At 68.6% G+C, this 11161-nt stretch carries 8 protein-coding genes and 1 pseudogene; 2 read left to right on the top strand and 7 right to left on the bottom strand.

Annotated elements, in window-relative coordinates; translation table 11 throughout:
* Positions 1-210: 210 nt before the first annotated feature.
* Complete coding sequence (locus ABSF49_RS16730) at positions 211-1047, top strand: FkbM family methyltransferase (RefSeq protein ID WP_424113790.1); 837 nt, start codon at positions 211-213, stop codon at positions 1045-1047.
* Positions 1048-1502: 455 nt separating this feature from the next.
* Entirely contained in the window at positions 1503-1793 is a 291-nt protein-coding gene (locus tag ABSF49_RS16725) for a hypothetical protein (RefSeq protein WP_424113789.1), read from the top strand.
* Positions 1794-1883: 90 nt separating this feature from the next.
* Here the strand turns inward: ABSF49_RS16725 and ABSF49_RS16720 are convergent, their stop codons facing one another.
* From ABSF49_RS16720 to ABSF49_RS16690, 7 genes and pseudogenes are all read right to left on the bottom strand, one after another.
* Positions 1884-2633, bottom strand: a complete 750-nt coding sequence (locus tag ABSF49_RS16720) for a nucleotidyltransferase family protein (RefSeq protein ID WP_424113788.1) — start codon at positions 2631-2633, stop codon at positions 1884-1886.
* A 4-nt stretch (positions 2634-2637) separates the two neighbouring features.
* The gene (tsaE, locus tag ABSF49_RS16715; RefSeq protein ID WP_424113787.1) at positions 2638-4194 is read right to left on the bottom strand and encodes a tRNA (adenosine(37)-N6)-threonylcarbamoyltransferase complex ATPase subunit type 1 TsaE; all 1557 of its coding nucleotides are present in this window, start codon (positions 4192-4194) and stop codon (positions 2638-2640) included.
* Position 4195: 1 nt separating this feature from the next.
* Positions 4196-6712: a sensor histidine kinase gene (locus ABSF49_RS16710; RefSeq protein WP_424113786.1), complete on the bottom strand. Its 2517-nt coding sequence runs from the start codon at positions 6710-6712 to the stop codon at positions 4196-4198.
* A 215-nt stretch (positions 6713-6927) separates the two neighbouring features.
* Positions 6928-7962, bottom strand: coding sequence for a tryptophan--tRNA ligase (gene trpS, locus ABSF49_RS16705; RefSeq protein WP_424113785.1), 1035 nt, complete (start codon positions 7960-7962; stop codon positions 6928-6930).
* A gap of 226 nt (positions 7963-8188) precedes the next feature.
* Complete coding sequence (locus ABSF49_RS16700; RefSeq protein ID WP_424113784.1) at positions 8189-9784, bottom strand: OpgD/OpgG family glucan biosynthesis protein; 1596 nt, start codon at positions 9782-9784, stop codon at positions 8189-8191.
* Positions 9785-9870: 86 nt separating this feature from the next.
* Positions 9871-10566, bottom strand: coding sequence for a tRNA (guanosine(46)-N7)-methyltransferase TrmB (gene trmB, locus ABSF49_RS16695; RefSeq protein WP_424113783.1), 696 nt, complete (start codon positions 10564-10566; stop codon positions 9871-9873).
* Positions 10517-11161: pseudogene (locus tag ABSF49_RS16690) on the bottom strand (methionine adenosyltransferase domain-containing protein); the annotation flags it as partial. The gene trmB and the pseudogene ABSF49_RS16690, both read right to left, overlap by 50 nt.

Below are 11161 nucleotides of genomic sequence, written 5' to 3'. Positions count from 1 at the left end.
CCATGCTTCCACGAGGTCGCCGGATCGGTGGGTGGGTGGGGGTGGGCCGCGGAGCAAGTCCGGCCGAGAAAGCCCGGCGCGATCGCGGGGCGGGAATTGTGAAATTCTTATCCTGTCCCCGCGACCTGTCTGCGCGCCCCCTGTCCCAGCACCCCTCGTTATCCCGGCCTTGCAAAAAATGGTGGCCGATGTTGGCAATCTCCTCTTATCATGGTGCTTGCGGAGAGAGAGCAATGTCAGGGCGCCATGATGCATCTTAGACACGTCGGTTTCAGGGTGCTCTCCTCTGCCCCTTCGGTTTACCTTACCGATATTGTCGTCCGCCGCGTTTACGGCGGCAAACTCCTGAGCAGAGGCAGGATGATTGATACGAATGACGCCTCCGTTTCCCCATGGGTAAGGACGCTGATCTTCTGGGACATGTACGAGAACGCTGAATTGCAGCTGATCCAACAGTTCCTGCCCAAGGATATAGATGTTATTGAGTTAGGAGGGAGCATCGGAGTTGTTGCATCGCAGATTGCAGGTAGCCTCGACGGCGGGCGTCGGTTGGTAAGTGTAGAAGGGAACCCGTCACTAATCGAACTCCTAAAGAGGAACGTCGAGGCAAATGGTTGCCGCGACTGCGCAACGGTTATTCACGGTGCGGTCGCCTATGCTACGCCTCCGAGCGACTTCGTTTCGATGAGCTTCGGCGATTCGTCGCTCGCAGGATGGTTGAGCGACAGCCCAGAACAAAGTTCAGGCCATCAAGTGCCTTGCGTCACTCTCGGTGCGTTGATATCCCGATATCAGTTCGAGCGCTTCGCGCTGATCGCCGACATCGAGGGGGCCGAGGCGGGAATCTTTGTCCACGACAAAGAGATCCTTATTCGTTGCTGCCCACTTATGATCGTCGAACTCCACGAGACGACCTTCGAGGGTCGGCGTCTCTCAATTCCGGACCTTGTCACGATGGCGAAGGAGTTGGGCTATACAGTGAAGGATAACCGCCGCAACGTCTACGTCTTTGAGAACCTCGCCCTGGGTCTCTCTCCGGCGCAGTGATCGCCATTCAGTCGAATCCCAATGCCGCTCTCTCCGGCCCGAAGGGCTTTTACAGGGACGCCATATTGGCGTTAGGGCGACAAGATAAGGAATCACAAATTCTGTAAGTTCTTCCTCGCGCTCCAGCTCTTCCCCCGGTCGCGCTGGGCGACGACGAGGCGGCGCTAGTTTGTCCGCCATTTCAATAGCCCGCGCATTGTGTTTTCTGAAAAACACAAATCGTGCTATTCTACCCTCATCGCCCCTCCCGCTCCCCGATGCGCGCCATGCCCAAGACCCGCAAGCCATCCCGCCTCGCCGGGCCGCCCGCACAGCCGCCGTCCGCGCCTCCGCCTCCCCGCCGAACGGCGATGCGGCGGGCGACGGCGGAGCGGAAGTTGCGCATCCTGGAGCGGCTGACCGCGGGCGTCTCTTTTACACATATATAGCGCGTAGAAAACCTCACGATCCGCCGCGTGCGGCAGATCATCGCCGAGATGCTGGCCAAGCGCGAGGTCGATCCGCCCGCCGGCTTCGTTGCGTTGCAGATCGCCCGGCTCAGCGACGCGATGCAGGTCGCCCACACGATGATGACGGAGGGCGACCTCAAGGCGATGGACCGGGTGATCCGGCTTGCCGGCGAGCTCGACCGCGATCACGGTTACGGCCGCGCCGAGATCGCCGCCGCGCCGGCGCGCGAGCTGCTGTTGGCGAAGCCGGCGCCCGCCGAAGTCGAGGCGGAAATTTTCCGCCCGGCAAAGCCCTGAAACAACGCGAAACGCGGCAGGAAAGGCGCGCCCCTCGCCCTGCCCTCCGCCACGAGCGGGAGAGGGGCGCGCGATCCAACCGCCGCCGCCTCACAGCTGCGAGCGGTCGATCGCGCGTTCCGCTTCGGGTATCGATTCCGGCCGGCCGACGTGCAGCCAGATGCCGTCGAGGCGCACGCCGTAGAGCCGGCCCTGCTCGGCGGCGCGGAAGAAGAACGGCGCCAGCTTGAAGACGTCCTCCTTCACCGTTTCGAACAATTGCGGCTTGATGACGCCGACGCCGGCGTAGACGAACGGCGCGACGTGGCGCGGGTCGCGCTTCGTCAATCGGTTGAAGGGATCCATGGTGAAGTCGCCCGGCCAGTCGACGCCGACGGCGCCGGCCGCCTGGGCGACGAGCAGCAGCGCGTCCATCCGCCCCGGATCGAAGAACTTGATCAGCCGGTCGAGTTCGGAGCGCGGCCCCTCGATCCACAGCGCGTCGGTGTTGCAGATGAAGAATGGCGCGTCGCCGATCTGCGGCAGCGCCTTCTTGATCCCGCCGCCCTGGTCGAGCAGCCTGGCGCGCTCGTCGGAAATGACGATCTGCGGCGCGACGCGGGTCGTCAGATGCGCCTCGATCTGGTCGGCGAGCCAGTGCACGTTGACGATCGCCTTGCCGACGCCGGCCTCGGCGAGCCGGTCGAGGCAATGGTCGATCAGCGTCCGCCCGGCGATCTTGACCAGCGGCTTGGGGATCGCATCGGTGATCGGCCGCATGCGCTGGCCGAGCCCGGCGGCGAACACCATCGCGGTCGAAGGCGTCGGCCTGGGCTTCGACTCGGGCGTCGGCTTGGGCATCGGCTCATGGCTCCAGGCTCGCCGACCCGCCTTCGCCGAGCGCGCGCGGCAGGCAGGCCTCGAACCAGCCCCTCAGCGGCCGCAGCAGCGGATGGGCGAGGTTGCGCGCCAGCCGGCGTTCGACCAGCGGCAGCAGGGCGAGATATTGCGGCTTGCCGTCGCGGCGGTCGAGTCGGGTGAAGATGCCGAGCAGCTTGGTCGCGCGCTGCGCCGCCATCGCCGCGTAAGTCCCGGCGAAGGCTGCGGCGTCGAAGCTCGGGTCGCGCTCGCCGCGCAGCCGCACATAGAGCGCGATGAGCCGCAGCTCGAGCTCGACCGACACGTCGACCCGCGCGTCCTGCAACAGCGAGGCGACGTCGTAGGCCGGCGGGCCGACGACCGCGTCCTGGAAGTCGATCAGGCCGAGCCGGCTCAGGCCCGCGCGGCCGTAAAGCCAGTGCAGGTTGGGCGAATGGTAGTCGCGCAAGGTCCAGGTCGTCGGCTGGGCGAGGATCGGCGCCAGCAGCTCCCGCCACAGGCCGAGGAACACCTGGCGGGCGCCGGAGGCCGGCGTGACGCGCGCGGCGGTCGGGGCGTACCAGTCGAGCGCCAGTTCGACCTCGACCAGCATGGCGTCGATGTCGTAGGTCGGCAGCGCGTAGGCCTCGTCGTCGATCGGCAGCGCGCGCGGCAGCTCGCGCGCGTGCAGATCGGCGAGCAGCGCCGTCGCCTCGGCGTAGCGCTCGGGGTCGGGCCCGCGCGCGTCGGCGATGGTCTCGGCGCCGAAATCCTCGATCAGCGCCAGACCGGCGGCGACGTCGTGGGCGTAAGTTCGCGGCGTCGAATAGCCCTGGCCGCGCAGGCCCTCGGCCATGGCGAGGTAAGCGCGGATGTCGGGCGACAGCTTGGCGATCGCCGCATAGGGTTTGCCGTAGCGCAGGATCGGGCCGTCGGGCCGCGGCGGCGAGATCATCAGGATCGCGGCGGCGCCGTCGGGCTTGGTCAGCCGCTCATAGGCGCGGACCGAGGCGTCGCCGGCGAGCGGGAAGCGCTCGCCCTCCGCCCAGCCGGCCTGGCGCAGCAGCCGCTCGATCGCGCGCGCGCGCCGCCAGCGAACGCCGAGCGCCCCGAACGCGCGCACCTCGGCGCGACGGAACTCGGGGCCGTAGGCCGGGTCGAAATGGAGCGCGATCTCCAGCCGGTCGGCGGGGAGGGCGCTCGGCGCGCGCTCCGGCCATTCGACCATCGTCACGGCGCCGTCGATCGCTTCGTCCCAGCCGATCTGGGCGAGTTCGTCGTCGCCGCGCAGACGGTAGAAGTCGGCGTGGACGACCGGGAATCCAGGGCCGTCGTAGACCTGCATCAGGGTGAAGGTCGGGCTCGGCGCCTCGAGCCCAGGATCGTCGGCAAGCGCGCGCAGGACGGCGCGAACGAGCGCAGTCTTGCCGGCGCCGAGGTCGCCGGACAGCGCGATGAAATCGCCCGGCCGGACGAAGCTCGCGAGCTGTCGGGCGAGCGTCGCGGTCGCCGCTTCGTCGACGAGCGCGATCGCTTCGCCGTCGCCTTGCGTCGCCGCCGCCATCTCAGGCCGCCGCGCTCGCCTGACGCGGCGCGCCGTCGATCGGGAATACGCAGGTCACGGTCGTGCCCTCGCCGTAGACCGAGTCGATCTGGACCCGGCCGCCGTGCAGCTCGACCAGCGCCCTGACGATCGACAGACCGAGGCCGGGGCCGCGATGGCGCGAGCCGCCGGTGTGGCTCTCGAAGCGGTCGAAGACGCGGTCGAGCACGTCGTTGGGAATGCCGCGGCCGCGGTCGCTGACCTTGAACACGATCTCGTCGCCGCGGCGCATCGCCGCCAGCGTCACCGTCTGCCCCGGCGCGGAGAAGCCGATCGCGTTGGAGAGCAGGTTGAACAGCACCTGGCGGATGCGCCGGCCGTCGGCGCGCAGCGAGCCGACGTCGTCGGTGGCGACGATGCGCAGCTCGATCTTCGAATCGCTGAGCCGGTCCTGCACGCCCTCGGCCGCCGCCTTCATGGCCTCGACGACGTCGACGTCCTCCGGCCTCAGCTCGAGCGCGCCGGCGTCGATCGAGGCGAGGTCGAGAATGTCGTTGATGATCGCCAGCAGCGCCGCCGAGGACTTGGTGATGAAGCCGGCGTATTCGAGCTGCCGGGGATTGAGCGGGCCGACGCCGCCGTCGGCCAGGAGCTGGGTGAAGCCGATGATGTTGGTCAGCGGCGTGCGCAGCTCGTAGGAGACGTGGTTGACGAAATCGTTGCGCAGCTTCTCGGCGCTGATCAGGGCCTGATTGCGTTCAGTCAGCGCGCGCTCGACGTTGGCGCTCGCGGTCACGTCGAGGAAGGTCAGCAGCGTCGCGCCGTCGGGCAGCGGCAGGGCGGCGCAATCGAGCGCCAGGCCGTCCTTGCGCGCCACCCGCATCTCGAAGCCGCGCCGTTCCTCCGGCAGATCGACGATCCGCGCGCGCAAGCCGTCCCACAATTGCCCGTCGTCGAGCAGCGGCGCGCACAGGCGCGCCAGTTCGTCGATGTGCGGCCGGTCGACGGCGCGCGCCGGGTCGAAGCGCCACATTTCGGCGAACGCCGGGTTGATCAGCTTCATCCGCCCGTCGGCGCCAAACACCGCCACGCCTTCCTTCAGCGCGTCGAGCGTCTCGCCCTGCACCCGGGTCATGGCGTTGACCTGCGAGGCGAGCGCGTAGCTCTGGGTCGCGTCGTCGAACAGGTAGGTGACGCCGCCCTGCGGATTGGGGCTGGCGACGACGCGCAGCGCGCGCCCGTCGGGCAGATGCCAGACGCTCTCGATCGGCTCGATCGCCTGATAGGCGGCGAGCGCCTGCGCCTTCCAGCTGCGGAAATCGGCCTGCTCGGGCAACTGCCGCGTCGAGCGCAGGCGATCGAGAATCTCGCCGTTGGTCGGCTGCGAATCGAGGAAGGCGGGATCGAGCGACCAGATCTGGCGGTAGGCGGCGTTGTAGAAGGTCAGCTTCTTGGCGCGGTCGAAGATCGCCACGGCGGTCGACAGCTGGTCGAGCATGCGCGAATAGGCGTCGAGGTGACGCTCCATCTCGACGCGCGCAGTCTCGAGCTCGGAAAGATCGCTGGCGAGACCGGCGGCGCCGTCGGCGGTCGCGACCTCGGTCGCCTCGAACAGCTTGCGGCCGCCGGCGACGACCGCCGGCGCGCGCCGCCGCCAGACGCCGCTGTCGGCCCGCGCCTGCGCCGCTTCGGCGCCGAGCGCCTGATCGAACAGCTCGACGCCGCGCGCGACCGCGTCGGCGCCGTCGGCGGCTTCGACCGCGCGCGCGTAGGCGAGATTGGCCCAGGCGATCCTGCCGTCGACGCCGCGCGTCCAGGCGGGGCCCGGGATCGCGTCGAGCAAGGCGCGCAGCGCGTCGAGCGCGGCGTTGGCCTGAGCGTGGCTGTCGCGCAGTCGCGCGAGCTGCAGCCGTTCGCCGGAAACGTCGAGGATGCGCACCACGGCGCAGCCGGCGACGGCGCGGCCGTCGATCTCGAAATGGCGGCCCTTGAGGCTCGCGGCGGCGAGCGAGAACGCTTCGCCGCGGCCGAGCAGCCGCTCGACCGCGTGCTGCAGGTTCGCCGCTATGGCGGGTTCGAGCCATGAGGCGAAGGCCAGCACGCGGCGCGGCGAGGGCGCGTCGGCGACGAGCGAGAAGTCGCCTTCAATGCGCGGCTCGCCGTCGGGCCGATCCCAGGCGAGCAGGATCTGCGGTTCGCTGGCGAGGAACAGGTTGGCGCGGTCGAGCGCGGCGCGGGTGCGGGTGAGCTCGCTGGCGAGTTCGGCTTCGCGCTGGGTCCAGCGCCGCCGGCCGACGAGGTGCAGCGAGGCCGTGAGCACCGAGAAGAACAACAGCAGCAGGATGACGAGGCCGCTGAGGTCGGTGGCGAACGGCTCCTCGAGCGCGAGCGGCCCGCCGCCCGCTTCCGCCTGCGCCGCGCCGGCGGCGCAGCACAGCGCGACGACGACGAGCGGCGCGACGGCGCGGCAGGCGAGCGCACGAAGAGACGGGCCTCCCGACCGGATGCGCGCCCTCGCCGATCGCGTCGTTAGTTGCAAGCCTCGGCCCCCAGAGACCTTCGCGGGCGCGCCCGCCGCCGGGCGCCGCCGCCGCCGATCGTCCTCTTACCGCCGCGAGGAACGAATCAACGTCCTCCAGATTTACGCAAAGCCGCCAAGAAAGTCGTTAACCGAATGTTGGCGAATATTGTCTGAAATTGGATGTAGATTCAAAATGTCGCGACAAAGCGGGCGCCGCCGCGCTTTTCGCGCGCTCAGCGGATCAGGCCGAGGATGTCCTTGACCGCGTCCATGTTCGGCTGGGCGATCAGCCGCGCCTTGCGCGCGCCTTCGGCGAGCACCGAGTCGACATAAGCCGGATCGGCGTTGAGCCGCAGGATCTCGGCGCGGATCGGCGCGAGCGTCGTCGCCGTCAGCTCGGCGAGCGCAGACTTGAACTGCGAGAATGGGCCGCCGCCGAAGCGCCGCAACACGTCGGCCTTAGTCTCGTCGGCGAGCGCGGCGTAGATGCCGACGAGATTGTCGGCCTCGGGCCGGCCCGCCAGGCCTTCGACCTCGCTCGGCAGCGCGCCGGGGTCGGTCTTCGCCTTGCGGATCTTGGCCGAGATCGCGTCGGCGTCGTCGGTGAGCGCGATCAGCGAATATTCCGAGGGGTCCGACTTCGACATCTTTTTCGACCCGTCGCGCAAGCTCATCACGCGCGTCGCCGGCCCCTGGATCAGCGGCTCGGGCAGGGGGAAGAACGCGTCGCCGAATCCGAGCTCTGCGATCTGAGCGGCGAAGTCGTTGTTGAATTTCTGCGCGACGTCGCGCGTGAGCTCGAGATGCTGCTTCTGGTCGTCGCCGACCGGCACGTGGGTGGCGCGATAGAGCAGGATGTCGGCCGCCATCAGCACCGGATAGTTGTAGAGGCCGACGGAAGCGTTCTCGCGGTCCTTGCCCGCCTTCTCCTTGAACTGGGTCATGCGGTTGAGCCAGCCGAGGCGCGCGACGCAATCGAGCGCCCAGGCGAGTTCGGCGTGCTCGGCGACGCGGCTCTGGTTGAAGACCGTGTTCTTGTTCGCGTCGATGCCGCAGGCGAGGAACGCCGCGGTGACCGCGCGCGTCGTGCGACGCAGCGTCGCAGGGTCGTGCGGCATCGTCATCGCGTGCAGGTCGACGACGCAATAGAGGCAGGGGTGGGTCTTCTGCATCTCGACGAAGCGTTTGAGCGCGCCGAGATAATTGCCCAGATGCAGATTCCCGGTCGGCTGCACGCCGGAGAACACCAGTTCAGGAAATTTCGCCATTTCGGTCCGCGTCGCCTCTTTCGTAAGCGAGCGGCCTTATCGCAACCGATCGGCGCCGGCGCAAGAGGACGGCGCGCGTCTACAGCTCGCCGTCGGCCTCTTGTAGGCGCGGCCGTCGGCCGCGCCCTGTTCATGAAAGTCGGAAATGGACAGCGTTTGCGCGCCGGACGCGCTCGCCGCGCGCGTCTACAGGTTCAGTGATTGGCCGCGGCTCACGCGGCCATCGTCAGAAAGGGTGGTATTGGAACATCCAGGTTTCGGTCAGCGTCTCGCCGTTGGCCTGCAGGAAGCAGCGCAGCTCGACGGGATCGGCGCCGTCGACGGTCAGGTCGAACTCGGCCCGCCAGTGGCCGGGCACGTCGTCGGGAACGGCCTCGATCAGGCGGTAGCCCTGCAGCGAGCCGCGCGAGGCGGTCACCACCATGTCCGGTTTGACGCCGTAGGGCAGGGTCGCGAGCGGGCCGCCGAGGAATTCGACGACGAACTTGCGCACGCCCGCCGGGCGCGGCAGGCCGGGCTGGCCGCCGCGGCCGAGGCGCGTCGCGACGCACCGCGCCAGTTTGGGCGGATAGGGCTCGTCGGCGAGCCAGTGCAGGCGATAGTTCAGCGCAATCTCGGCGCCGGCGGGCGGCGGCTGGTCGGGCACCCACATCGCGACGACGTTGTCATGGATCTCGTCGTCGGTCGGAATCTCGCACAGCTGGATCCAGCCCTTGCCCCAGCCCGAGCCGTCGGCGGCCGGCATCGGCTCGACCCACAACGTCGGCCGCCGGTCGTAATAGACGCCGTCGAGGTAGTGATCGAACACGCGGTCGCGCTGGCTGAGGCCGAACCCGCGCGGGTTGTTGTCGGTGAAGGCGGAAATCATGATGCGCGGCGGATTGTTGAGCGGCCGCCACAGCCGTTCGCCGTTGCCCGACCACATCGATAGGCCGTCGGAATCGTGCACCTCGGGGCGCCAGTCGATCGCCGTCGTCTTCTTCGTCTCCGAGTACCAGTACATCGACGTCAGCGGCGCGATGCCGAAGCGCGTGACGGCGGCGCGCACGAACAGGGTCGACTCGATGTCCATCGTCACGCCCTTGCCGCGCTTGAGCGCGAAGCGGTAGGCGCCGACGATCGACGGCCCCTCCATCAGCGCGTAGACGATCAGCGTGTCGTCGGTCTCCTGCGAATCGACATAGAATTGGGTGAAGTCGGGAAACTCCTCCGGGTGGTCGGCGACCGCGACGTCGAGCGCGACGCCGCGCGCCGACAGGCCGTATTGGTGCAGTTCGCCGATGGCGCGGAAATAAGCGGCGCCGAGAAAGGCGACCCAGTCGTTCTTGCGCCAGTCGAGCGCGCCGTCGCGCGCCTCCTGGATGCGCAGGCCGGCGAAGCCGGCGCCCTGCGGCAGGCCGTGCGCCACCGAGTCGGCGGGCATGTCGAAATAGGATTGATCGTAGACGATCTTCCGCGCCTGGCCGTTCTCGACTGCGTACATGTCGACGGCCTTCTGGAAGAACAGGCCGAGGTGGAAGAAGGTGACCGGAAAGCGTCCGGGACCGTCGGCGAACAACGCGTGGTCGGGGCGAAAGCGGATCTTGCCCCATTCCTCGTAGTTGATCTTCTGGACGATGTCGGGCGCGGGACGGGGCGGCGGCGCATACGGACCGTGCGCCTTCTCGCGCGCCTGCGCCTTGAGCAGATCGAACGAAAAAGCCGACGGTTCGCCAAAGGTGAGTCCGTCCGGCGCCGCGGTTGCGGATTCGCCGATGGCGGAGACCGCCGCGGCGGCGGCTGCGCCCTTCAACAGCGTGCGGCGGTCAACGGTGTTCGTCATAGCCGACCTTCATTTTCGCGCGATCAAGCAGGATAGTGACGCTTCGTTACGATTCGACCAATTCGCCGCACAGGTCCGCGCCAGGGTTAACGGCGCACAAATGTGAGATAGACCGGCGTCCGGCCGGCGACCCGCGCCTTGGTTTCATAACGGGTCGGGGCCCAGTCGCCCCACGGCCGGCGCCAGCCTTCGGCATCCTCGGCCAGCCAGCGAAAGTGAGGCGAATCGAGAAACCGGGCGAGCGTCCAGCCGGCGTAATCGTCGATGTCGGTGGCGAAGCGCACCGTCGCGCCCGGCCGCGCGGCGCGCGCGAGCTCGGCGACGGTCTGGCGGGAAACGACGCGCCGTCGGTTGTGGCGGCGCTTCGGCCACGGGTCGGGATAGAGGATGAACACGCGCGACAGCGCGGCGTCGGGCGTCGCTTCGATCAGCGGTCGCGCGTCGCCCGCCCGCAGCCGCACGTTGCCGACGCCGTCGCGCTCGATCGCCGCCAGCGCCTTGGCGATTCCGTTGAGGAACGGCTCGCAGCCGATGAAGCCGACGTCGGGATGGGCGAGCGCCTGGGCGACGAGATGTTCGCCGCCGCCGAAGCCGATTTCGAGCCACAGCTCGCGCGGCGCGAAACCGAACAGCGGCGCGCCGGCGGCGAGCCGCGCGGCGTCGACTTCGAGCCTCGGCAAGAGGTCGGCGACGAGCTGCGCCTGGTGCGGGCGCAGCGGCTTGCCCTTGCTCCGCCCGTAGAGGGTGCGGCGCGTCGGCGCTTCGGGCGTCGGTTCCGCCAATGCTCTCGTCGTCCTCGGGCGCGCGACCGAAATGGCCGAAGGCGGAGGTGCGGGCGAAGATCGGCCGGTTGAGCTTCAGGTGCTCGCGGATGCCGCGCGGCGACAGGTCCATCGAGTCCATCAGCGCCTGTTCGAGCTTGCTCTCGTCGACGTGGCCGGTCCCGTGCAGATCGGCGTAGATTGACAGCGGCTTGGCGACGCCGATGGCGTAGGAGAGCTGCAGCGTGCAGCGGTCGGCGAGGCCCGCGGCGACGACGTTCTTGGCGAGATAGCGCGCAGCGTAGGCGGCCGAGCGGTCGACCTTGGTCGGATCCTTGCCGGAGAAGGCGCCGCCGCCGTGCGGCGCCGCGCCGCCGTAAGTGTCGACGATGATCTTGCGGCCGGTGAGGCCGCAGTCGCCGTCGGGGCCGCCGATGTAGAACTTGCCGGTGGGGTTGACGTGCCAGACGGTGTTCCGCGTGATCCAGCCCTCGGGCAGCGCCGACAGCACGAAGGGTCGCACCATCGCCTCGACGTCCTTGGAGGTGAGGCTCTCCTCGACGTGCTGATGCGAGACCACGATCTGCGTCGCCTCGACCGGCTTGCCGTTCTCATA

The sequence above is a fragment of the Roseiarcus sp. genome (assembly GCF_049514155.1).
In the GTDB taxonomy this organism is placed as follows: domain Bacteria; phylum Pseudomonadota; class Alphaproteobacteria; order Rhizobiales; family Beijerinckiaceae; genus Roseiarcus.
The sequence above is the reverse complement of the archived record's forward strand: the minus strand, read 5'-3'. Positions and strand labels throughout refer to the sequence as shown.